This window comes from Mycobacterium neumannii (assembly GCF_048452905.1).
GTDB lineage: Bacteria > Actinomycetota > Actinomycetes > Mycobacteriales > Mycobacteriaceae > Mycobacterium > Mycobacterium neumannii_B.
On record NZ_JBCGVF010000003.1, the window covers coordinates 300,480 to 321,951 of the forward strand.

A 21,472-nucleotide genomic window follows, 5' to 3' on the forward strand; every position below is an offset into this window, starting at 1 on the left:
TTCTCGCCGGTCGGTAGGCTGGGGCAGGCTCGCACGCAGCGCGGGACGACATTTTGGCGTTCGCTGCGGCTGCCGGTATCCTGGTCAGGTTGTCGGGTCGAGCCGCACCGGTCGCGGTGCCGCGACCCGGACCCCACGTACTGATCTGAGGAGTTCTGCATATGGCTGCCGTGTGCGATATCTGCGGGAAGGGACCCGGCTTCGGCAAGTCGGTCTCGCACTCCCATCGCCGGACCAGCCGTCGCTGGGATCCCAATATCCAGACCGTGCGCGCCGCCCGCCCCGGCGGCAACAAACAGCGCATGAACGTGTGCACGTCGTGTATCAAGGCCGGAAAGGTCTCGCGCGGCTGACGCCGCGATTGCCGTTACCGGCGACCGGGTAGTCGTGCTGCATGACCTCTCGTGCAGCTGCAAGATCCACCCTGACCGCGCTGGCGTCCGGATGTGCGTTGGCCTTGTTGACCGCGTGCGGCGGCGGTGATTCCGCCGGCGACGAGACCACCACCACTACTACGTCGACGACATCGCCGACCACGTCGGTGGAAGTGACGGTGGAGACGAGCGCGCCGGAGACCACCCCGGCGTCGCCGGAATCGCCGGCCACCACCACCGAAGGGAACGGCACCGTCGAGGTTCCGGTTCCCGATGTCCCGTCACCCCCGGCCATTCCGTCACCGCCGGCGATTCCGTCTCCTCCGCCGATTCCCTCGCCGCCGCCGATTCCGGGCGTCGGATAGTCCTAGGGAAGCCGCCAGTCGATCGGCTGGGCACCCATCTTCTCGAGCAGTTCGTTCGCGCGGCTGAACGGTCGCGAGCCGAAGAAGCCGCGCGACGCCGAAAGCGGCGACGGGTGCGGAGACTCGATCGCCACGCAGTCGGCGCCGTCCAGCATCGGTTTCAGAGTCGAGGCGTCGCGACCCCACAGCACCGCGACCAAAGGCTGCCCGCGTGCGACCAGCGCGCGAATCGCGCACTCGGTCACCGCCTCCCAGCCCTTACCGCGGTGCGACGCCGGCGTGCCCGGTCGAACGGTGAGCACCCTGTTGAGCAGCATCACCCCGCGTTCGGCCCACGGCGTCAGGTCACCGGTGGACGGGGCGGGGTGGCCGAGGTCGCTTCCGTACTCCTTGAAGATGTTCTCCAGGCTGCGCGGCAGCCGCCGCACCTCGGGCGCCACCGAGAAGCTGAGGCCGACGGCGTGACCGGGCGTCGGGTAAGGGTCCTGTCCTACGATCAGTACCCGCACCCGGTCCATCGGAAAGGTGAACGCGCGCAAGACGTTCTGACCCGCGGGCAGATATCCGTTTCCGGCGGCCAGTTCAGCGCGGAGAAACTCGCCCATCTGCGCGACCTGACCCGCGACTGGTTCCAGAGCCGTGGCCCAACCCTGCTCGATGAGCTCGTGCAGCGGCCGCGCCGTCATGCCAATCCCCTGATCAGCAACACCACTGAATCAGCGCCGGCTCGGCGGTCCTTCGAGATCTCCTGGTACTCGGGCGAGTTCGCCCAGTTCCGAAACGAAGGCTCATCGGGAAACGACATCAACACGACCTTCTCGCGGTCCGACTCGCCCTCCAGAACCTGCGGCGACTCATCGGCCGCGAGCAGCGTCCCCGCATACCGGTTGAAGACCGCCAGGAAACGGGCTTGGTAGCGGTCATAGGCCGCACGGTCCGTGAACCTCAGCTGGGCGATGGCGTACACGGTCACGAGTCGACACCCTAACTAGTCGAACGACTGCCACCCGGCATTCCCCTGCCAGGCCGCGCCGTCGACCGACACCCGCTCCGGGCCCTCCTGCACGCGACCGATCTCCCTCCACCCGAACGGCAGCGCCCCCGGGAACGTCGCGACCAGCGCATGGTCCTCGCCGCCGCCGAGGATCCACGCCCACGCGTCGGCGCCGACCGCTTCTGCTGCGCCGGCCAGCACGTCGCGGTCGGCGGTCAATGCCGCAGTGGACAGGTCGATGCCGACGCCGGATGCCTCGGCGATGTGACCCAGGTCGGCCAGCAGCCCGTCGGAGACGTCGGTCATCGCGGTCGCGCCGCTTTCGGCGGCGATGCGGCCCTGTCCGTAAGGCGGCCGCGGCGCGACATGGCACCCACGCAGTTCGTCGAATTGTCGAATATCGTTGCGCCACAATTCGAATCCGGCGGCTGAGCAACCGATGTCACCGGTGATGGCCACCACGTCGCCGGGTCGTGCCCCGCTGCGGCGCACCGGCCCGCGGCCGTCGAGGTCACCGAGCGCCGTCACTGAGATCACCCATTGCGGCGCGCTGACGAGGTCGCCGCCGACGATGCCCGCGCCCATCGACTCGGCCTCGCGCCACATGCCGTCGGCGAGCTGCAGCGCCTGGTCGGCCGGCGTCTCCGAGGGTGCCCCGAATGCGACGACGAAGGCGGTCGCGCGTGCACCCATCGCCTCGATATCGGCGGCGTTCTGCGCGATCGCCTTGCGCCCCACGTCATGCGGCGTCGACCAGTCCAACCGAAAGTGACGCTCGGCCACCAGCATGTCGGTGCTCACGACCGTCTTACCGTCGGGCGCGAACAGCACCGCGGCGTCGTCACCGGGCCCGAGCGCGACGACGTCCGGCTGGCGGCGTCCGGCCACCAATCGCCGGATCACGGCGAACTCGCCCACTTGCGCCAGGGTTTCGGCGTCGGTCGCCATGTCACCTCCCGTCGCGGCCGCACCTTATCCGTTTCGTGCCGGCCTGAACACTGGCCGCACCTGCGGTACGTTAAGCGCCTGCGGCGTGGAGTCTATGCATCGATGTGGAGGAACAGCGGGTGGTCGAGGCTTTCATGCTGATTCAGACCGAGGTGGGCCGCGCCGAGGTCGTCGCCAAACAACTCGCCGCGCTTCCCGGGGTGGTGTCCGCGGAGTACGTGACCGGCCCGTACGACGTGGTCGCGCGTGTGGGCGCCGATACCTTGGCCGATCTGAAAGCCACCGTGGTTCCCAATGTTCAACGGGTGACCGGTATCACCCGCACGCTGACCTGTCCGATCGCCAACGGGGCGCCTTTCTAGAGTTGGACCGTGGCTTCGCAGACCGGTGACGGGCCGCCGCGGGCGCTGCTGATCGCCGCGCTGGTGGTGGCGGTCGCAGCGGTGGTGGCGATTCTGGTGATCGCCGCGCTGCGCCAGAATCCCGAGGAACAACAGGCGGTGCCGTTGGTGCCGGTGCCGGCCCCGCAGGCCACGAGCGCCGAATGCGCCGACCTGATCGCCCAACTGCCGGACAAGCTCGGCGATCACACCCGCGCACCGTTGGCCGATCCCGCGCCTGCCGGTGCGGGGGCGTGGCGAGCCGAGGGTCAGGGAGAACCGATCGTGCTGCGCTGCGGGGTGGAACGGCCCGCGGAGTTCGTCGTCGGTGCGCCGGTGCAGGTGGTGGACGACGTGCAGTGGTTCCGGGTGGGTGAGGCCGGTGTCGATGACGCTGGCGCCGAGCAGGCGCGTAGCACGTGGTACGCCGTCGACCGCGGCGTGTACGTCGCCCTGACCCTGCCGCAGGGCTCCGGCCCGACGCCGATTCAGCTGCTTTCCACGGTCATCGCCGAATCGCTTCCGGCTAAGCCCGTCGCTCCCGCACCGGTGCGTTGATCCTGCGCTGTGGCCGCAGGTAGCGCTCGTCAGCGCAGACCGGTGCCGCGTTTGAGTGCGGTTTCGACCATGGTGGCCAGCAGGGTCGGGTAATCGACCCCGGTGGCCGCCCACATCTGCGGGTACATCGAGATGGTGGTGAACCCCGGCATGGTGTTGAGCTCGTTGATCACAGGCCCGTCATCGGTGAGAAAGAAGTCGACGCGGGCCAGGCCCTGACAGTCGATCGCGTTGAAGGCCTGAATCGAGAGCCGTCGCACCGCCTCGACAACGTCGTCGTCCACTTTGGCGGGGACATCGAGTTCGGCGGCGTCCTCGAGGTATTTCGTCGCGAAGTCGTAAAAGCCGTCCTCGCGGCCGCGCACGCCTGCGACCCGGATCTCGCCGAGCGCGCTGGCCTCGATCCGGCCGTCGGGGAATTCGAGCACGCCGCATTCGAGTTCGCGCCCCGGCACCGCGGATTCGACGATCACCTTCGGATCGTGGCGGCGGGCCTGTTCGATCGCCGACGGCAGCTGATCCCACGCCGTGACCCGGCTGACGCCGATCGACGACCCCCCGCGCGCCGGCTTGACGAAGACGGGCAGGCCAAGCCGCTCGCGCGCCTCGAAAGTCAAGGCGTCCTGGCGGGGCCGCAGCACCTCGTGATCGCCGATCGGCAGCCCCGCGGCGCCCAGCAGCTTCTTGGTGAACTCCTTGTCCATGCCCACCGCGCTGGCCAGGACACCCGCTCCGACGTAGGGCACTCCCGCCAATTCGAGCAGTCCCTGGATCGTGCCGTCTTCGCCGTACGGACCGTGTAGCACCGGGAAGACCACGTCGACCGTCGCCAACATCTCCCCCGCCCCCTCACCCAGCGACAGCAGTTGGCCGCGGCGGCCCGGATCGGCGGCCAGGGCCAGTTCGGTGCCCGACGCGGCGGTCACTTCCGGAAGTCGGCCGTCGGTGATCGCGAGGCTGTCCGGCCGCGCTTCGGTCAACATCCAGGCCCCTCCGGGGGTGATGCCGACGGCGACCACGTCGAACCGCTGCGGATCGAGATTGCGCAGGATGCTGCCTGCGGATACGCACGAAATTGCGTGCTCGGAGCTGCGCCCGCCGTAGACGACGGCAACCCGGACGCGTCCGGTGCTCCTGTCCGATGTCGCCGGCCGGGCGGCTCCGGGCTCATGGCGGGCAGTCACAACCTAGAGAGGCTACCGCCCGCGTCGGCGGCCGGTCGTCCGGCGATGGCCGACCGTGGTGTCAGGCCAGCGCCTGCTCGATGTCGGCGATCAGGTCGTCGGTGTCCTCGATCCCCAGCGAGATGCGCGCGAACCCGTCGCTGACGTCGTCGCCCCAGCGGGCGCGGCGGTCCACCGACGTGTGGATTCCGCCGAAACTCGTCGATGCGATCAGCAGCATGCTGCGCTCGACCAGGCTGTGCACAGCCGCAGCGTCGGCCAACTCGGCGGCGATCAGGCCACCGAACCGTTTCATCTGCGCGCACGCGATGCGGTGCGACGGATCGTCGGGCAGACCGGGATAGCGCACGGCGCGCACGGCGGGGTGGGCGTGCAGCACCACGGCGAGCGCCGTCGCGTTGTGGCACTGCCGTTCGAACCGCAGGCCCGCGGTGCCCAGGCTGCGCAACAGCAGCCACGCCTCGAAGGCGCCGAGGATCGCACCGGAGTGCAGTCGTTCGCGCGCCACCTCCGCCATCAGGTCGGTGTGCGCGCTCGCGACATAACCGGCGAGCAGATCGCTATGGCCCGACAACGCCTTGGTCGCACTGGCGACGACCACGTCGGCGCCCAGCGAAAGCGGTTGCTGACCGAAGGGGGTGGCGGTGGTGTTGTCGACGACGAGCGTGGCGCCCCGGCTACGGCACTGCAGCGCGAGCCGGTGCAGATCCACCACATCCAGGCCCGGATTGGCCGGGCTCTCGGCGAGCACGACGTCCGCGTCCGCCGATGCCGTACACATCTCGCCGGTGGCGGCCGGCACCACCGCAACCCCTTGCTCGGCAAGGTATTCGGACGCGTACCGGCGGACTTGATAGTAGCCGTCGGCGGGCACGACGAGCTTATGTCCCGGCTTGGCGAGCACCCGCAGAACGGACGTGATCGCGGCCATCCCCGAACCGAAGGCCAGCGCGGACGGGGCGCCCTCCAGTTGCGCGAGCGCCGACTCCAGGTGGCGCCAGGTCGGATTCGAGCTCCGTCCATAGGAGTCCGGCACGTCCGATGGATCGGACGACAGGTGAAAGGTGGACGCCGGAACCGGTGATGGCGCCACGGCCTGCCCCGGGACAGGTTCCGAGGCAACGGATTTGACGCTACGAGTGGAATCGCCGTACTGACCGTCCACCGGTCACTCCGGTTTGGTGCTGCGCCCGAGCAACAGGACGACGGCCTCGTCGACCGACAGACCCCTGTGGCATACCCGGAACACGGCATCGGTCAGCGGCATCTCGACGTCGTAGCTCTCGGCCAGCGCCAGCACCGATTGGCACGACGCGACGCCTTCGGCGACGTGGCCACCGGTGGCGAGCATCGCCGATTCCATTGTGCCGCCCTGGCCCAGGCGCAGCCCGAACGTGCGGTTACGCGACTGCCCGGATGTGCACGTCGCGACGAGGTCACCGACTCCGGCCAAGCCCGCGAGGGTCGCGGGCTTGGCGCCCAACGCGATTCCCAACCGCATGATCTCGGCCAGCCCACGGGTGATGATCGCCGCGGCGGTGTTCTCACCCAGCCCCACCCCCGCCGCCATACCGGACGCGAGCGCGATGACGTTCTTGCACGCACCACCGACTTCGGCGCCGATGACGTCGGCATTGGTGTAAGGCCGGAAGTATGCCGTCGAAAGCGCCCGTTGCAATGCGACGGCCCGTCCGGAGTCACTGCAGGCGACCACGGTGGCTGCCGGTTGCTCGTCGGCGATCTCGCTAGCGAGGTTCGGACCGGAGACCACCGCGACGCGTGCCGGATCGGCACCGATCACTTGGATGAGCACCTGGCTCATGCGCATGAGCGTGTCGAGTTCGATGCCCTTGGCCAGGCTCACCAACGTGACTTCGTCGTCGATCAGCCCCGACCACCGTTCGAGATTGGCCCGAAGCGTCTGGGCGGGCACCGCGAACAGCACCGTGCATGCGCCGTTCAGCGCCTCGGCCGCATCGGTGGTCGCCCTGATGGTCTTGGGCAGTTCGGTGTCACCGAGATATCCGGAGTTGCGATGGGTGTCGTTGATCTCGTCGGCGACTTCTTGGTGACGTGCCCACAGCGTCACCTCGTTGCCCGCATCGGCAAGGACCTTCGCCAGTGCGCTCCCCCACGCACCGGCCCCCATCACCGCCGCCTCGACCACGCCTTCAGCGTAGCCCCCGCCCGACTGCTGGCAGGATGACGCACATGAGCGGGTCACCGGATGCCGAGATCGCATTGGTGATCGCCGTAAAACGCCTCGCCGCGGCCAAGACCCGGTTGGCCCCCGTCTTTTCCGCATCCACCCGCGAGAAGGTCGTACTGGCGATGTTGATCGACACCATCACCGCCGCGTCCGCGGTTTCGGCCATCGGCTCGGTCACGGTGGTCACACCGGACGAAGTCGCCGCCGGGGCCGCGCGTCGACTCGGCGCGCGGGTGCTCACCGACCCGACCCCCGGAAGCCACCCCGACCCGCTGAACAATGCGATCGCCGCCGCCGAAGCCGATGTCCGCCATGAGACATCGAACGTCGCTGTGTTGCAAGGTGATCTGCCCGCATTGCAAGCCCACGAGCTGGCCGCCGCCGTCGCGGCGTCCCGAGAACACCCACGCAGCTTCGTCGGTGACCGGCACGGCACCGGTACGTCGGCGTTGTTCGCGTTCGGGGTCGCCTTGAACCCGCAATTCGGCGCCGACTCCGCTCAACGCCACCGGCGTTCCGGCGCGCTCGAGCTCACCGGCGCGTGGCCGGGACTCCGCTGCGACATCGACACACCCGACGACCTGCTGGTGGCGCGCCGGCTCGGCGTCGGCGCGGCAACGACGGCGGCCATCACCGATTCGAGATGAACCGTTCAACTGCGCGCTGGCACGAAGACCGTTGGATAGGGGATCATCGCAGGCATGACGAAAGCCGGGACCGAGGTTCGTGCCAGCGACGGCGAACCACCGTCGCCGACCATCCGAACGTTGCCGTCGGACTCCGGTAACTCGGCGCCGGATGCCCCTCCCGCAGCGACCGCCCCCGCCGTCGACAACGCGCTACCAGAAGATCGCTACCTGAACCGCGAGCTGAGCTGGCTCGACTTCAACTCCCGGGTGCTGGCATTGGCCGCCGATACGTCGCTGCCGCTGCTGGAGCGGGCGAAATTCCTTGCGATCTTCGCGTCGAATCTCGATGAGTTCTACATGGTCCGGGTCGCCGGACTGAAACGCCGCGACGAGATGGGCCTGTCGGTGCGCTCCGCCGACGGGCTCTCGCCCCGCGAACAGTTGCGTCGCATCAACGAGCGAACCCAGCACCTTGCCGACCGGCACGCGCACGTATTCCTCGATTCGGTGCGCCCAGCGCTGGCCGACGAAGGCATCGTGATCGTCACGTGGGCCGAACTCGACGAGGCCGAACGCGCACGGTTGTCGACCTACTTCCACGAGCAGGTGTTCCCGGTGCTGACGCCGCTCGCCGTCGATCCGGCCCACCCGTTCCCTTTCGTGAGTGGCCTGAGCCTGAACTTGGCGATCACCGTCAAACATCCCGACGACGGTGGGCAGCACTTCGCCCGCGTCAAAGTGCCCGACAACGTAGAACGGTTCGTCGAACTGGCCGCCCGCGAAAGCGATGCCAGCATCGTTCGCTTCCTGCCGATGGAGGAACTGATCGCGGCGTTCCTTCATGTCCTGTTCCCCGGGCTGGAGATCGTCGAGCACCATGCGTTCCGCATCACGCGCAACGCCGATTTCGAGGTCGAAGAGGACCGCGACGAGGACCTGCTGCAGGCCCTCGAACGGGAACTGGCACGGCGCCGATTCGGTTCCCCGGTCCGGTTGGAAGTCTCCGACGACATGACCGAGAGCATGCTCGAGTTGCTGTTGCGCGAACTCGACGTCGCGCCGGGCGATGTCATCGAGGTGCCCGGGTTGCTCGACCTGTCCTCGCTGTGGCAGATCTACGGTCTCGACCGACCTGCGCTCAAAGACCGGCCGTTCGTGCCTGCCACCCCGCCGGCGTTCGGCGAGCGCGAGACTCCCAAGAGCATCTTCTCGACGCTGCGCGACGGCGACGTGCTGGTGCACCACCCGTACGACTCCTTCTCCACCACCGTGCAGCGCTTCATCGAACAGGCCGCGGCGGACCCGAACGTGTTGGCGATCAAGCAGACCCTGTACCGCACCTCGGGCGACTCGCCAATCGTCAACGCGCTCATCGACGCGGCGGCGGCGGGTAAGCAGGTTGTCGCGCTCGTCGAGATCAAGGCCCGGTTCGACGAGCAGGCCAACATCAAGTGGGCACGTGCGCTGGAGCGTGCGGGCGTGCACGTCGTGTACGGGCTCATCGGACTCAAGACTCACTGCAAGACGTGTCTGGTGGTGCGCAGGGAGGGCTCACTGATCCGGCGCTACTGCCACATCGGCACCGGCAACTACAACCCCAAAACCGCGCGGCTGTACGAAGACATCGGGCTGCTGACCGCCGCGCCCGACATCGGCGCGGACCTCACCGATCTGTTCAACTCACTGACGGGCTACTCGCGCAAGGACTCCTACCGCAACCTTCTTGTCGCCCCTCAGGGGGTCCGACGGGGCATCATCGAGCGCATCGAACGGGAGATCGTCGCCACCCGCGACGGCGCCGAGGGGCGGATCAGGCTGAAAGCCAACGCGTTGGTGGACGAGCAGGTCATCGATGCGCTGTACCGCGCGTCGCAGGCCGGTGCGCGGGTCGAGGTGGTGGTCCGGGGTATCTGCGCGCTACGACCCCACGCCCCTGGATATTCGGACAACATCGCTGTCCGCTCGATCCTCGGCCGGTTCCTCGAACACTCGCGGATCATTCACTTCCGTGCGATCGACGAGTTCTGGATCGGCAGCGCGGACATGATGCACCGCAATCTGGACCGGCGCGTCGAAGTGATGGCCGAAGTCAAGGATCCGCGGCTGAAGGCGCAACTGCACGACATCTTCGAATCGGCGATGGACCCCTCGACCCGGTGTTGGGAGTTGGGCGTCGACGGTAAGTGGACGGCGTCGCCGCAGGAGGGCCACACGGTCCGCGACCACCAGGTCTCGTTGATGGAACACCACCGGCAACCATGACGGACCTCCTCAACGTCAGGGACTTTCAGCATTGTCGTCGTGGGCCGCGGGTGCCCAGAATGATCTGCAGGAGTTGAGGTGCCGAAGCGGACATCCGAGACCAGCTCCGATGTGGAGACGATCCTGGCCGGCGGGGCGGTGTTGTGGCGGCCCGACGGAAATCCCGATGCGCCGGAAGTCGCGCTGATCCACCGCCCTCGGTACGACGACTGGTCGCTGCCGAAAGGCAAGGTGGATCCCGGCGAGACGGAGCCCGTGACCGCCGTCCGCGAGGTATGCGAAGAGACCGGGTACACCGCACATCTCGGCCGACGACTCAGTTCGGTCAGCTATCCCGTCGAGGGCGGCAAGAAGAAGGTGCGCTACTGGGCGGCGCGCATGGTCCGCGGTGAGTTCTGCCCGAACGACGAGGTCGACGAGCTCAAATGGCTACCCGTCCCGGCGGCGATCAAACAGCTCGATTATCCGCACGATCGAAAGGTCCTGCGCCGCTTCGCGAAGTATCCGGCCGACACCAAGACCGTGCTGATCGTCCGCCACGCCACCGCGGGCAGCAAGTCCCGGTTCAAGGGCGACGACCGCAAACGGCCCTTGGACAAGCACGGCCGCGCGCAGGCGGAGTCACTGGTCGAGATGTTGCTCGCCTTCGGTGCCGACCGGCTGTTCGCGGCGGACCGAGTGCGCTGTGTATCGACATTGGAACCACTGGCAGAAGAACTCGGGACGTCGATCCAGAGTGACGGGCTGCTGACCGAAGAGGCTTACGCGGACAACCGCAAAGCGGCCCGGCAGCGCTTCCTCGAGATCGCCGGCACCGCTGGCACGCCGGTGATCTGCACTCAGGGCAAGGTGATTCCGGACCTCGTCAAATGGTGGTGCGAGCGCGACGGCGTGCGGCCCGACAAGTCGCGCAATCGCAAGGGCAGCACCTGGGTGATGTCGCTTCACAACGGTCGGCTGATTGCGGCGGACCATATGGGCAGCCCACTGGCCGTGAAATGACGCCCACACGTTGAATGCAAATTCCGGGGGACTGCCGCTCGGAAAGATTGAGCCGTAGATGTTTTGGTGGGCGCAAAACTCGAACACGCCGTGGGTCGCGTAGACCCACGGCGTGTCCGTTCGAAACTACTTGCGCCCGCGCTTGGTCGCGGCCTTCTTGGCCGGTGACTTCTTGGCGGCGGCTTTCTTGGCCGGCGACTTCTTCGCGGCCGACTTCTTAGCCGGTGCCTTCTTGGCGGCCGACTTCTTGGCCGGCGACTTCTTGGCGGCGGTCTTCTTGGCCGCCGTCCGCTTGGTCGCGGCCTTCTTAGCCGGCGACTTCTTGGCGGCGGTCTTCTTGGCCGCCGTCCGCTTGGTCGCGGCCTTCTTAGCCGGTGACTTCTTGGCGGCACTCTTCTTGGCCGGCGACTTCTTGGCCGCCTTGCGGGCACTGCCCGCCGTAACGCCTCTCTTCACTGCTGGTCCTTCCGCCGGGAGGCGCTGCGCCCCAGAGACAACGGCTTTGAACTGAGCGCCGGGCCGGAATGCCGGCACAGAGGTGGGCTTCACCCGGACGGTCTCGCCGGTGCGCGGATTACGCGCGACGCGTGCTGCGCGGCGGCGCTGTTCGAAAACGCCGAAGCCGGTAATGGTGACGCTGTCACCCTTGTGCACCGCACGCACGATGGTGTCAACGACATTCTCCACCGCAGCGGTGGCCGACCGACGATCCGAGCCCATTTTCTCCGTGAGTACGTCGATGAGCTCTGCTTTGTTCATGCATAACCTCCGGAAACCAGTGGTCCTCTTTGGACCGACTAGAGGACACGGTAAACCCATTCCCCATTGATTTCCAAGAGCCACGCGCAGTTTCAGGCGAAGCCAGCGAACTTTCTTGCCCCACTTGACCTCCAGAGGGGCCCCCGAAGAACCGGGTCCAGTGACGGTGATTTCGGCTTACCGGGCGCCGTTATCCGGCTGGCAGAGTCCGCGGTTTCCAGTCCGGCCTGCGCGATTCATAAGCCGCGATATCATCGCATTTGCGCAGCGTAAGACCTATATCGTCGAGTCCGGAGAGCAATCGCCAAGCCGTATAGTCGTCAATTCTGAACGGCACCATGACCGTTCCTGCGGCGATGGTTCGATCTTGAAGATTCACAGTGATTTCCAGGCCTGGCTGCTGCTCGATGAGCTTCCATAAAATTTCCACATCATCTTGCGGAATTTCGGCCGCCAGGAGCCCGGCCTTGCCCGCATTGCCCCGGAAGATGTCGGCGAAGCGGGACGAGATGACGACCCGGAAGCCGTAATCCATAAGCGCCCACACGGCATGCTCGCGTGACGAACCGGTGCCGAAATCGGGGCCGGCGACCAATACCGAACCTTTGTCGAACGGAGGCAAGTTCAATACGAACGACGGGTCGTTGCGCCAGGCGGCGAACAAGCCGTCCTCGAAACCCGTTCGTGTAACTCGCTTCAGATAGACCGCCGGAATGATCTGATCGGTATCGACATTCGACCGACGCAGCGGGACGCCGATGCCGGTGTGAGTGTGGAAAGCCTGCACGGGTTCTGCTCCTATCAGTCGGTCAGGTCTGCGGGCGAGGACAATGTGCCGCGCACCGCGGTGGCAGCCGCGACTGCGGGAGACACCAGATGTGTGCGGCCGCCCTTGCCTTGCCTGCCCTCGAAATTCCGGTTGGAGGTCGAGGCACAACGTTGACCCGGTGACAGCTGGTCGGGATTCATGCCCAGACACATCGAGCAGCCCGCCTGACGCCACTCCGCTCCCGCAGCGGTGAAGATCTCTCCGAGCCCTTCGGATTCGGCCTGCATCCGCACGCGCATGGACCCGGGCACGATCAGCATGCGCACCCCGTCAGCGACCTTGCGTCCGCGCAGCACGTCGGCGGTCACCCGCAGATCCTCGATACGACCGTTGGTGCACGAGCCGACGAAGACGGTGTCGACCGTGATGTCACGCATCGCGGTACCGGGCCGAAGGTCCATGTAGGCCAACGCCTTTTCGGCCGCTTGGCGCTCCCCCTCGTCGAAAATCAACTCCGGGTCGGGCACCGAATCGGACAGCGGCACCCCCTGGCCAGGGTTGGTGCCCCACGTGACGAACGGGCTCAGGGTCGAGGCGTCGATGTAGACCTCGGTGTCGAATTCGGCACCCTCGTCGGTGCGAAGGTTGCGCCATGCCGCGACCGCTTCGTCCCACTGTTCGCCCTGTGGGGCGTGTGGACGCCCGCGCAGAAATTCGAACGTCGTGTCGTCCGGTGCCACCATGCCGGCCCGCGCACCCGCCTCGATGCTCATGTTGCAGATCGTCATCCGGCCCTCCATCGACAGCGATTCGATGGCGCTGCCGCGGTATTCGATGACGTGACCCTGTCCTCCGCCGGTGCCGATCTTGGCGATCACGGCGAGAATGATGTCCTTGGCGCTCACTCCGTCGGGAAGTTCGCCGTCGACGTTGACTGCCATGGTCCTGAACGGGCGCAACGGCAGAGTCTGCGTGGCGAGTACGTGCTCGACTTCCGACGTACCGATTCCCATCGCCAGCGCGCCGAACGCACCGTGCGTCGAGGTATGGCTGTCGCCACACACAACCGTCATACCGGGCTGCGTCAATCCGAGCTGCGGTCCGATGATGTGCACGATGCCCTGCTCGGCATCGCCCATCGGATGAAGCCGGATACCGAACTCTTCGCAGTTGCGCCGCAGGGTCTCCACTTGTGTGCGCGAGACGGGGTCGGCGATCGGCTTGTCGATGTCGACCGTCGGCACGTTGTGGTCCTCGGTGGCGATGGTCAGATCCGGTCTGCGTACCGGGCGCCCCGCCAACCGCAGCCCGTCGAACGCTTGGGGGCTTGTCACCTCGTGCACGAGATGGAGGTCGATGTAGATCAGATCCGGTTCGCGCGCAGCGCCCTCGCCGCCACCTTCGACGACGACGTGGTCGGCCCACACCTTTTCGGCCAACGTGCGCGGTGTGTCACCGCGGCCGCGGGCGGCACTGGAAACATCGGTGAACATCTTGACTATCTCACAATCTGGGACGTTAGTATCTCCCTGTGAGACAGGATAGCGGCATCGGCGTATTGGACAAAGCCGTGGGCGTGCTGCACGCGGTCGCCGATTCGCCCTGCGGGCTGGCCGAACTGTGCGAGCGCACGGGCTTGCCGCGCGCCACGGCACACCGTCTTGCCGCGGGCCTGGAAACCCACCGCTTGCTGGCGCGCAACGGCGACGGCCGCTGGCGGCTCGGCCCCGGCCTCACCGAGTTGGCCGGACAGGTCAACGATCCGCTCGTGGCCGCCGGAGCGGTGGTGCTGCCCCGGTTGCGCGAGATCACCGGCGAGAGCGTGCAGCTCTACCGCCGCGAAGGCGCCTCGCGGATCTGCATCGCGGCGCTGGAACCGCCTGCCGGGCTGCGGGATACCGTGCCGGTCGGCAGCACGCTGCCGATGACGGCGGGATCGGGCGCGAAGGTCCTATTGGCGTATGCCGACGCGGCCACCCAGCAGGCCGTCCTCCCGAACGCCAAGTTCACCGAGCGCACGCTCGCCGAGGTACGCAAGCGCGGCTGGGCGCAGAGCGCCGCCGAACGCGAGCCGGGTGTGGCGAGTGTCTCGGCTCCGGTGCGTGACGGACGCGGTGTGGTCATCGCCGCGGTATCGGTGTCCGGGCCGATCGACCGGATGGGCAGGCGGCCCGGTGCGCGGTGGGCCGCCGATCTGTTGGCCGCTGCCGACGCCCTGACCCGGCGCCTGTGAATGTGAATGTGACGCAGTTCGCAGACCGCGAAATCTGTACCCCCGATGGGATTCGAACCCACGCTACCGCCGTGAGAGGGCGGCGTCCTAGGCCGCTAGACGACGGGGGCTAGAACTGGTTTCCGGATCGCCAGCATATCTCAGCGAGATTTGTCGGCCTAATCACGGTGGTTGGCTGGGGTACCAGGACTCGAACCTAGAATGGCTGAACCAGAATCAGCTGTGTTGCCAATTACACCATACCCCATCGGCGGCCCGTAACCGCAGGTCACAGGCTTATTCCGGTCCCCTAGTGCGGCGGGCGGAACCCGTCGCGCGCGGTATCGGACCGACGTGCAGACTACCAAAGATTTTCAACGCGCTTTTCAGGCCTCGGCTTCCGCGGCGGCTCGTTCGCGGCCGGCCCGTAGCCGGTCCAGGCTGCGTTCGCGCCCCAGCAGGTCAAGCGATTCGAACAGCGGCGGGCTGACCGAAGCGCCCGTGGCGGCAACGCGGATCGGGCCGAACGCCTTGCGCGGCTTCACTCCGAGGCCGTCGAGCAGCGCCTCCTTGAGCGCCGCCTCGATCGCCGGAGTGGTCCAGTCGGCGACGTCCTCCAGTGCGCCCAGTGCGGCGTCGAGCACCGCGACCGCCTCGGGCTTCAACTCCTTGGCCGCCGACTTCTCGTCGAGCGCGAACTCCGCGTCGTTGAGGAACTGCAACAGGTCCCACGCGTCGCCGAGCACCACGATGCGGGTCTGTACGAGCGCGGCGGCTTCGGCGAACCGGTCGTCGTCGAGGCCGGTGTCGTGACCGTGCTCGGCGAAGTACGCGCTCAGACGGGCCCTGAACTCCTCGTCGCTCAGCATCCGGATGTGTTCTGCGTTCAGCGCGTCGGCCTTCTTCTGGTCGAACCGGGCCGGATTCGAGTTGACGTCGGCGACGTCGAAGGCGGCCACCATCTCGTCGAGGCTGAAAACGTCCCGGTCCTCGGCGATTCCCCACCCCAGCAGGGCCAGATAGTTCAGCAGACCTTCCGGGATGAAACCCCGCTCGCGATGCAGAAACAGGTTGGACTGGGGATCGCGCTTGGACAGCTTCTTGTTGCCATCCCCCAGAACGCTTGGCAGATGAGCGAACTCGGGAATCCGGTCGGCCACGCCGATCCGCATCAGCGCCTGATACAGCGCGATCTGGCGCGGGGTCGACGACAGCAGGTCCTCACCGCGCAGCACGTGGCTGATCTTCATCAGCGCGTCGTCGACCGGATTCACCAACGTGTACAACGGCTCCCCGTTGCCGCGGGTCAACGCGAAATCGGGTACTGATCCGGCCGGGAACGTCGTTTCACCGCGCACGAGATCGCGCCAGCCGATGTCCTCGTCGGGCATCTTCAACCGCACCACGGCGCGCCGGCCCTGGGCGCGGAACTCCGCCTTCTGCTCCTCGCTCAGATCGCGGTCGAAATTGTCGTAGCCCAATTTCGGATTGCGCCCCGCTGCCAGATGACGCGCTTCGACTTCCTCAGGCGTGGAGAACGACTCGTATGCGTCACCGGCCTGTAGGAGCCGGTCGATCACGTCGCGGTAGAGATCGAGACGCTGCGACTGGCGGTACGGCCCGTAGGGACCACCGACTTCGGGGCCCTCGTCCCAGTCGAGTCCGAGCCAGCGCAGCGCGTCGAGTATCGCGCGGTAGCTCTCCTCGGAATCGCGCGCCGAGTCGGTGTCCTCGATGCGGAATACGAAAGTGCCGTCGGTATGGCGCGCGTACGCCCAATTGAACAGCGCGGTGCGGATCAGGCCGACGTGCGGCGTACCCGTGGGCGACGGACAGAACCGCACCCGGACATCACTTGTCATCACTTCCCTTTGCGCACAACAGGATTCGTCAATGTTCCGATACCTTCGACGGTGATGCTCACGGTGTCGGAGTCCTCGATCGGACCGACACCCTCCGGTGTCCCGGTCAGGATCAGATCGCCCGGCAGCAAGGTCATCACCCGGGAGATCCATTCCACGATCGCGCCGACGTCGTGGATCATCATCGACGTCCTGCTGTTCTGCTTGACGACCCCGTTGACCTCGGTGCGGATCTCCAGGTCCGCGGGATCGACGTCGGTGACGATCCACGGCCCGACGGGGCAGAACGTGTCATGCCCCTTCGCGCGGGTCCATTGGCCGTCCTTCTGCTGCTGATCGCGGGCCGAGACATCGTTGGCGATCGTGTATCCCAGGATGTTCTCCGCGGCGCGCGCGGCCGACACGTCCTTGCACGGCCTGCCGATGACGGCCGCCAACTCACCCTCGAAGTGCACGGGATCGGCGTCGGCGGGCAACTGAATCGGCACGTTCGGTCCGATGATCGCCGTGTTGGGTTTCATGAAGATGATCGGGTCGTCGAAAGTGGGGGGTTCCGAACCGTCCTCGGCGCGTGCGGCCATCTCGGCGATGTGGGCGGCGTAGTTCTTGCCCACGCACACCACCTTGGTCGCAAGGATCGGGGCGAGCAGGCGGACGTCGGCCAGCGGCCACTGTCTGCCCGTGAACTGCGGATTGCCGAAGGGGTGCTCGGCGATCTCCCTCGCGATCGCCTGTGCGGGATCGTCGAGTGGACCCTCGACGCTGACGAAGGCGACACCGTCGGGGCTGGCGATTCGGCCAAGGCGCATGGCGTTCAGCCTAGTAGCCGGCCCAGTAGCGGCGGCCGACCGCTCCCACGACAGCTTCGTCTCGATATCTGAGATACAAATTCAGCATCGTGAGATGGCTATGCCACGATGGACCGATGTCCGCCGAGTCACTCACCACTGGCCGGCGGTGGTCGTTGCTGTGTATCGCTCTGGCGGCGACGACGAGCGCCAACGTGTTCATCAACGGCGTGGCGTTTCTCATCCCGACACTGCACAGCGAGCGGGGCCTCGACCTCGCGGCGGCCGGCCTGCTTTCCGCGATGCCGGGCTTCGGGCTGGTGATCACGTTGATCGCGTGGGGTTATGTCGTCGACCGCTACGGCGAGCGCATTGTGCTGTCGGTCGGGTCGGTGCTGATATCCGCGGCAGCGTTCGCCGCCGCCTTCTCCGAATCCCTGGTCGCCGTCGGCGCTTTCCTCTTTCTCGGCGGCATGGCTGCCGCGAGCAGCAATTCGGCCAGCGGACGGTTGGTTGTCGGCTGGTTCCCGGTCGAACGGCGCGGCCTGGCCATGGGCATCCGGCAGACGGCCACCCCGTTGGGCGTCGGGTTGGGCGCGCTGGTGATTCCGCGGCTGGCCGAAGGCCACGGCGTGACTGGCGCGTTGCTGTTTCCGGCGGCGGTGTGCGCGGTGTCGGCGCTGGTATGCCTCGTCGCGGTGATCGACCCGCCACGACCGCCGCGTTCCGAGGCGCCGATCGAACATCTCACGAACCCCTATCGGGGATCGTCGGTGCTGTGGCGGATCCACGCCGTCTCGGTGTTGCTCGTCGTGCCGCAGGCGGTGGTGTGGACTTTCACGCTGGTGTGGTTGATGTCGGAGCACGGCTGGTCGGCAGGCTCGGCAGGCCTCATCGTCATGGTGGCCCAATTGCTCGGCGCCGCCGGACGTATCGCGGCGGGATACTGGTCGGACCGGTTGGGTCAACGGCTTCGTCCGATCCGTGCGATCGCCGCCGCCGCGGCGCTGTCCATGGGCGTCCTCGCGCTGTCGGACTGGCTGAGCTCTCCGGTCGCGGTGGCAGCGATGGTGGTCGCCTCGGTGATCACGGTGTCCGACAACGGTTTGGCGTTCACCGCCATCGCTGAGATCGCGGGGCCATTCTGGAGCGGCCGCGCCCTTGGCACCCAGAACACCAGCCAACATCTGGCGTCGGCGGCCGCCGCACCGCTGTTCGGCGGGTTGATCGGGGTTGCCGGCTATCCGGCCGCATTCGCGGTGAGCGCGTTGCTCCCGCTGGCGGCGATCCCACTCGTGCCCCCTGACCCCTCAGGTTCGCCGAACCCTGCGCCGGGACTGTGATTCGCCCAACGTGCGCTCCCAACACGGATGTTCACACCAGCGCGTCGTCAACCTCCGCCCGAACCACCCCCACCGTTGCCCACCTACGAGCGAATAATTCGCTGGGAGCGAATTATTCGCTCAGAGCTGGGCAGTACGGGAGCGCCCCCGAGGCTACCGAGCGCGGAGGGAGCTGAGCGCCCGAGGGTCAGGCGGCCGCGACCCAAGAGGGACGCCGAGCTACAGATAGCCCGCGATCCGGTCGCCGACCGCGGAGGTGGACAGCTTCTCGTCGCCGCGTGTGGCCAGATGCTGCTCGACGGCCTTGTCGACGCGCGCAGCCGCATCCGTCTCGCCGACATGGGCCAGCATTAGTGCGACCGACATGATCGCAGCGGTCGGGTCCGCGATTCCCTGGCCCGCGATGTCGGGGGCGCTGCCGTGCACGGGTTCGAACATCGACGGATTGGTGCGGGTGGCGTCGATGTTGCCGCTCGCCGCAAGGCCGATTCCGCCACACACAGCGGCGGCGAGATCGGTGACGATATCGCCGAACAGGTTGTCGGTCACGATCACATCGAAACGGCCGGGGTCGGTGACGAGGTGGATGGTCGCCGCGTCCACGTGCTGGTAGGCGATCTCGACGTCACTGAAGTCGGCGGCGACCTCCTGAACGGTGCGCCACCACAACGCGCCCGCGAAGGTCAGGACGTTGTTCTTGTGCACCAGGGTCAGGTGTTTACGACGCTGCTGGGCACGGGCGAACGCGTCCGTCACGACCCGACGCACACCGAAGGCGGTGTTGACGCTGACCTCGGTCGCGATCTCGTGCGGTGTGCCGACACGGATCGCGCCGCCGGTTCCGGTGTAGGGACCCTCGGTGCCTTCGCGCACGACGACGAAGTCGATGTCGGGGTTGCCCGCCAGGGGGCTGTTCACGCCGGGGTACAGCCGGCCGGGCCGTAGGTTGATGTGGTGGTCGAGCTCGAACCGGATCCGTAGCAGCAGACCGCGTTCGAGCACGCCGCTGGGTACCGACGGGTCCCCGATCGCGCCCAGCAGGATCGCGTCGTGCCCGCGCAGTTCGTCGAGCACGGAGTCGGGTAGCACCTCACCGGTGGCGTGGTAGCGGCGCGCGCCGAGGTCGTAAGGCGTCTTTTGCACGCCGGGAAGCACCGCGTCGAGAACCTTGACGGCCTCCCCGACGACCTCCGGGCCGATCCCGTCACCGGCGATGATCGCCAGCTTCATGGCCGAAGTCACGACAGATCAACCACTTCCAGCATCATCGCGCCGACTTCTTCGGCGATGGTGGACCGGACGTCGGAGGGAACGTCACGGTCGATGCGCAGCAGGATGGTCGCGCCGGGACCTTCGGCGTCCTCGCTCAACTGGGCGGCGTGGATGTTGATGCCCGCCGACCCGAGGATGGTGCCGATCTTGCCGAGCGTGCCCGGCTGGTCGACGTAGTTTATGATCAGGTAGACGCCCTCGGCCCGCAGATCGAAGTTGCGCCCGTTGATCTGGACGATCTTCTCGACCAGTTGGGTACCGGTCAGCGTGCCTGCGACGTTGGCGGTCGTCCCGTCGGCGTAGACGGCCCGCACGTCCACCACGCTGCGGTGGTTGGGACTCTCGCTCGCGGTGCTGATCTCGGCCTGCACCCCCCGCTCGGCGGCGAGCGCGGGGGCATTGACGAACGTGACGGGGTCTTCGATGATCGCCGAGAACAAACCGCGTAACGCCGAAAGGCGAAGCACCTCAACGTCTTCGGCGGCGAGTTCACCCTTGACCTGCACCGCAAGCGACACCGGAAGCTCGTCACACAACACTCCGACCAGCAGGCCGAGCTTGCGGACGAGGTCCAGCCATGGCGCGACCTCCTCACCGACGACTCCCCCGCCGACGTTGACCGCGTCGGGAACGAACTCCCCGGCCAGGGCCAGCTTCACGCTGGCCGCGACGTCGGTACCCGCCCGGTCCTGCGCCTCGGCGGTGGACGCGCCGAGATGCGGGGTCACCACCACCTGCGGCAGTTCGAACAGCGGGCTTTCGGTCGTGGGCTCGCTGGCGAACACGTCGATGCCCGCCGCGCGCACATGCCCTGAGCGCACCGCTTCGGCCAGTGCGTCCTCGTCGATCAAACCGCCGCGGGCGGCGTTGACGATGATCACCCCGGGCTTCGTCTTGGCCAGCGCCTCCTTGCCGATCAGTCCCGCGGTCTCCGGTGTCTTCGGCAGGTGCACCGAGATGAAGTCCGCGCGCTCCAACAGCTCGTCGAGGCTCAGCAGCTCGATGCCGAGCTGTGCGGCGCGGGCCGCCGAGACATACGGGTCGTAGGCGACGACGTGGGTGCCGAACGCGGCCAGGCGCTGGGCCACCAGCTGACCGATGCGGCCCAGGCCGACGACGCCGACGGTCTTGCCGTATATCTCGGTGCCCGAGAACGACGAGCGTTTCCACGTGTGCGCGCGCAGCGACGCATCGGCGGCCGGGATCTCGCGCGCCGCGGACAGCAGCAGGGCCATGGCGTGCTCGGCCGCGCTGTGGATATTCGAGGTCGGCGCGTTGACGACCAGCACGCCTCGGGCGGTGGCGGCGTCCACGTCGACGTTGTCGAGACCCACTCCGGCACGGGCGACGATCTTGAGCTTGGGCGCGGCGGCGAGCACCTCGGCGTCGACGGTCGTCGCGGAGCGAACCAGAAGTGCGTCGGCATCGGCCACCGCGGCCAGCAGCTTCGGCCGGTCCGGACCGTCAACCCAACGGACTTCCACCTGGTCACCGAGGGCGGCGACCGTCGATTCGGCCAATTTGTCGGCGATCAATACAACGGGCAGACTCACGCGGTCAGC

The 21,472-nt window shown here is 67.2% G+C and carries 22 protein-coding genes and 2 tRNA genes; 8 read left to right on the forward strand and 16 right to left on the reverse strand.

The window, feature by feature from the left end:
- Positions 1-161 precede the first annotated feature (161 nt).
- Positions 162-353 carry a 50S ribosomal protein L28 gene (gene rpmB, locus AAHH99_RS07660; protein ID WP_064398602.1) on the forward strand — a complete coding sequence of 64 codons (192 nt, stop codon included), beginning with the start codon at positions 162-164 and terminating at the stop codon, positions 351-353.
- Here the strand turns inward: rpmB and AAHH99_RS07665 are convergent.
- The 4 genes from AAHH99_RS07665 to AAHH99_RS07680 all read right to left on the reverse strand — a co-directional run bounded on the left by AAHH99_RS07665 (position 325) and on the right by AAHH99_RS07680 (position 2,681).
- Positions 325-669 (reverse strand): hypothetical protein, encoded by a 345-nt coding sequence (locus AAHH99_RS07665; RefSeq protein WP_418768126.1) that lies wholly within the window; start codon positions 667-669, stop codon positions 325-327. The two genes, rpmB and AAHH99_RS07665, sit on opposite strands and share 29 nt — an antisense overlap.
- A gap of 72 nt (positions 670-741) precedes the next feature.
- Positions 742-1,425, reverse strand: coding sequence for a uracil-DNA glycosylase (locus AAHH99_RS07670; protein ID WP_418768127.1), 684 nt, complete (start codon positions 1,423-1,425; stop codon positions 742-744).
- Positions 1,422-1,712: a DUF1330 domain-containing protein gene (locus tag AAHH99_RS07675; RefSeq protein ID WP_418768128.1), complete on the reverse strand. Its 291-nt coding sequence runs from the start codon at positions 1,710-1,712 to the stop codon at positions 1,422-1,424. The genes AAHH99_RS07670 and AAHH99_RS07675 overlap by 4 nt, the downstream gene beginning before the upstream one ends.
- Before the next feature lie 15 nt (positions 1,713-1,727).
- On the reverse strand, positions 1,728-2,681 hold the full coding sequence (locus AAHH99_RS07680; RefSeq protein ID WP_418768129.1) for a thiamine-phosphate kinase: 954 nt from the start codon (positions 2,679-2,681) through the stop codon (positions 1,728-1,730).
- A 119-nt stretch (positions 2,682-2,800) separates the two neighbouring features.
- Between AAHH99_RS07680 and AAHH99_RS07685 the strand changes: the two genes are divergently transcribed.
- A complete protein-coding gene (locus tag AAHH99_RS07685; protein ID WP_418768130.1) occupies positions 2,801-3,043 on the forward strand; it encodes an Lrp/AsnC family transcriptional regulator in 243 nt (80 codons plus the stop codon).
- 9 nt (positions 3,044-3,052) lie between these two features.
- On the forward strand, positions 3,053-3,619 hold the full coding sequence (locus AAHH99_RS07690; RefSeq protein ID WP_418768131.1) for a DUF3515 domain-containing protein: 567 nt from the start codon (positions 3,053-3,055) through the stop codon (positions 3,617-3,619).
- 29 nt (positions 3,620-3,648) lie between these two features.
- On the opposite strand, the gene AAHH99_RS07695 is transcribed toward AAHH99_RS07690, so the two are convergent.
- The 3 genes from AAHH99_RS07695 to AAHH99_RS07705 form a co-directional block, all read right to left on the reverse strand.
- On the reverse strand, positions 3,649-4,803 hold the full coding sequence (locus AAHH99_RS07695; protein ID WP_418768132.1) for a D-alanine--D-alanine ligase family protein: 1,155 nt from the start codon (positions 4,801-4,803) through the stop codon (positions 3,649-3,651).
- A 61-nt stretch (positions 4,804-4,864) separates the two neighbouring features.
- A complete protein-coding gene (locus AAHH99_RS07700) occupies positions 4,865-5,968 on the reverse strand; it encodes a cystathionine gamma-lyase (RefSeq protein WP_418768133.1) in 1,104 nt (367 codons plus the stop codon).
- A 3-nt stretch (positions 5,969-5,971) separates the two neighbouring features.
- Complete coding sequence (locus tag AAHH99_RS07705) at positions 5,972-6,952, reverse strand: NAD(P)H-dependent glycerol-3-phosphate dehydrogenase (RefSeq protein WP_418769548.1); 981 nt, start codon at positions 6,950-6,952, stop codon at positions 5,972-5,974.
- 62 nt (positions 6,953-7,014) lie between these two features.
- Between AAHH99_RS07705 and cofC the strand changes: the two genes are divergently transcribed.
- The 3 genes from cofC to AAHH99_RS07720 all read left to right on the forward strand — a co-directional run bounded on the left by cofC (position 7,015) and on the right by AAHH99_RS07720 (position 10,905).
- Positions 7,015-7,659, forward strand: a complete 645-nt coding sequence (cofC, locus tag AAHH99_RS07710; RefSeq protein WP_418768134.1) for a 2-phospho-L-lactate guanylyltransferase — start codon at positions 7,015-7,017, stop codon at positions 7,657-7,659.
- 54 nt (positions 7,660-7,713) lie between these two features.
- The gene (locus tag AAHH99_RS07715; protein WP_418768135.1) at positions 7,714-9,903 is read left to right on the forward strand and encodes an RNA degradosome polyphosphate kinase; all 2,190 of its coding nucleotides are present in this window, start codon (positions 7,714-7,716) and stop codon (positions 9,901-9,903) included.
- A gap of 78 nt (positions 9,904-9,981) precedes the next feature.
- On the forward strand, positions 9,982-10,905 hold the full coding sequence (locus tag AAHH99_RS07720; RefSeq protein ID WP_418768136.1) for an NUDIX hydrolase: 924 nt from the start codon (positions 9,982-9,984) through the stop codon (positions 10,903-10,905).
- A gap of 126 nt (positions 10,906-11,031) precedes the next feature.
- Here AAHH99_RS07720 and AAHH99_RS07725 read toward each other — a convergent pair whose 3' ends face one another.
- From AAHH99_RS07725 to leuC, 3 genes are all read right to left on the reverse strand, one after another.
- Complete coding sequence (locus AAHH99_RS07725) at positions 11,032-11,664, reverse strand: HU family DNA-binding protein (protein WP_418768137.1); 633 nt, start codon at positions 11,662-11,664, stop codon at positions 11,032-11,034.
- 190 nt (positions 11,665-11,854) lie between these two features.
- Positions 11,855-12,451 carry a 3-isopropylmalate dehydratase small subunit gene (gene leuD / locus AAHH99_RS07730; protein ID WP_418768138.1) on the reverse strand — a complete coding sequence of 199 codons (597 nt, stop codon included), beginning with the start codon at positions 12,449-12,451 and terminating at the stop codon, positions 11,855-11,857.
- A gap of 14 nt (positions 12,452-12,465) precedes the next feature.
- Positions 12,466-13,926, reverse strand: a complete 1,461-nt coding sequence (leuC, locus tag AAHH99_RS07735; RefSeq protein ID WP_418768139.1) for a 3-isopropylmalate dehydratase large subunit — start codon at positions 13,924-13,926, stop codon at positions 12,466-12,468.
- Positions 13,927-13,964: 38 nt separating this feature from the next.
- On the opposite strand from leuC, the gene AAHH99_RS07740 reads away from it, so the two are divergent.
- The gene (locus tag AAHH99_RS07740) at positions 13,965-14,666 is read left to right on the forward strand and encodes an IclR family transcriptional regulator (protein ID WP_418768140.1); all 702 of its coding nucleotides are present in this window, start codon (positions 13,965-13,967) and stop codon (positions 14,664-14,666) included.
- A gap of 37 nt (positions 14,667-14,703) precedes the next feature.
- On the opposite strand, the gene AAHH99_RS07745 is transcribed toward AAHH99_RS07740, so the two are convergent.
- The 4 genes from AAHH99_RS07745 to AAHH99_RS07760 all read right to left on the reverse strand — a co-directional run bounded on the left by AAHH99_RS07745 (position 14,704) and on the right by AAHH99_RS07760 (position 17,316).
- A tRNA-Glu gene (locus tag AAHH99_RS07745) sits at positions 14,704-14,776 on the reverse strand.
- Positions 14,777-14,838: 62 nt separating this feature from the next.
- A tRNA-Gln gene (locus AAHH99_RS07750) sits at positions 14,839-14,913 on the reverse strand.
- A 118-nt stretch (positions 14,914-15,031) separates the two neighbouring features.
- Entirely contained in the window at positions 15,032-16,507 is a 1,476-nt protein-coding gene (gene gltX / locus AAHH99_RS07755; protein ID WP_418768141.1) for a glutamate--tRNA ligase, read from the reverse strand.
- On the reverse strand, positions 16,507-17,316 hold the full coding sequence (locus tag AAHH99_RS07760) for a fumarylacetoacetate hydrolase family protein (protein ID WP_418768142.1): 810 nt from the start codon (positions 17,314-17,316) through the stop codon (positions 16,507-16,509). The genes gltX and AAHH99_RS07760 overlap by 1 nt, the downstream gene beginning before the upstream one ends.
- 116 nt (positions 17,317-17,432) lie before the next feature.
- On the opposite strand from AAHH99_RS07760, the gene AAHH99_RS07765 reads away from it, so the two are divergent.
- Positions 17,433-18,638 carry an MFS transporter gene (locus AAHH99_RS07765; RefSeq protein WP_418768143.1) on the forward strand — a complete coding sequence of 402 codons (1,206 nt, stop codon included), beginning with the start codon at positions 17,433-17,435 and terminating at the stop codon, positions 18,636-18,638.
- A gap of 219 nt (positions 18,639-18,857) precedes the next feature.
- Here AAHH99_RS07765 and AAHH99_RS07770 read toward each other — a convergent pair whose 3' ends face one another.
- Both AAHH99_RS07770 and serA read right to left on the reverse strand, forming a co-directional pair.
- A complete protein-coding gene (locus AAHH99_RS07770) occupies positions 18,858-19,868 on the reverse strand; it encodes a 3-isopropylmalate dehydrogenase (RefSeq protein ID WP_418769549.1) in 1,011 nt (336 codons plus the stop codon).
- A gap of 8 nt (positions 19,869-19,876) precedes the next feature.
- Positions 19,877-21,463, reverse strand: a complete 1,587-nt coding sequence (gene serA / locus AAHH99_RS07775; RefSeq protein WP_418768144.1) for a phosphoglycerate dehydrogenase — start codon at positions 21,461-21,463, stop codon at positions 19,877-19,879.
- Positions 21,464-21,472 lie beyond the last annotated feature (9 nt).

Excerpts from the sequence above, each read along its gene's own strand:
- rpmB (WP_064398602.1), top strand. The coding sequence starts at position 162 with ATGGCTGCCGTGTGCGATATCTGCGGGAAGGGACCCGGCTTCGGCAAG.
- AAHH99_RS07765 (WP_418768143.1), top strand. The coding sequence starts at position 17,433 with ATGTCCGCCGAGTCACTCACCACTGGCCGGCGGTGGTCGTTGCTGTGT.
- AAHH99_RS07705 (WP_418769548.1), bottom strand. The coding sequence starts at position 6,952 with ATGGGGGCCGGTGCGTGGGGGAGCGCACTGGCGAAGGTCCTTGCCGAT.
- leuC (WP_418768139.1), bottom strand. The coding sequence starts at position 13,926 with ATGTTCACCGATGTTTCCAGTGCCGCCCGCGGCCGCGGTGACACACCG.
- AAHH99_RS07725 (WP_418768137.1), bottom strand. The coding sequence starts at position 11,664 with ATGAACAAAGCAGAGCTCATCGACGTACTCACGGAGAAAATGGGCTCG.
- AAHH99_RS07760 (WP_418768142.1), bottom strand. The coding sequence starts at position 17,316 with ATGCGCCTTGGCCGAATCGCCAGCCCCGACGGTGTCGCCTTCGTCAGC.
- AAHH99_RS07665 (WP_418768126.1), bottom strand. The coding sequence starts at position 669 with ATGGCCGGGGGTGACGGGACATCGGGAACCGGAACCTCGACGGTGCCG.
- cofC (WP_418768134.1), top strand. The coding sequence starts at position 7,015 with ATGAGCGGGTCACCGGATGCCGAGATCGCATTGGTGATCGCCGTAAAA.
- AAHH99_RS07715 (WP_418768135.1), top strand. The coding sequence starts at position 7,714 with ATGACGAAAGCCGGGACCGAGGTTCGTGCCAGCGACGGCGAACCACCG.
- AAHH99_RS07670 (WP_418768127.1), bottom strand. The coding sequence starts at position 1,425 with ATGACGGCGCGGCCGCTGCACGAGCTCATCGAGCAGGGTTGGGCCACG.
- AAHH99_RS07680 (WP_418768129.1), bottom strand. The coding sequence starts at position 2,681 with ATGGCGACCGACGCCGAAACCCTGGCGCAAGTGGGCGAGTTCGCCGTG.
- gltX (WP_418768141.1), bottom strand. The coding sequence starts at position 16,507 with ATGACAAGTGATGTCCGGGTGCGGTTCTGTCCGTCGCCCACGGGTACG.
- AAHH99_RS07770 (WP_418769549.1), bottom strand. The coding sequence starts at position 19,868 with ATGAAGCTGGCGATCATCGCCGGTGACGGGATCGGCCCGGAGGTCGTC.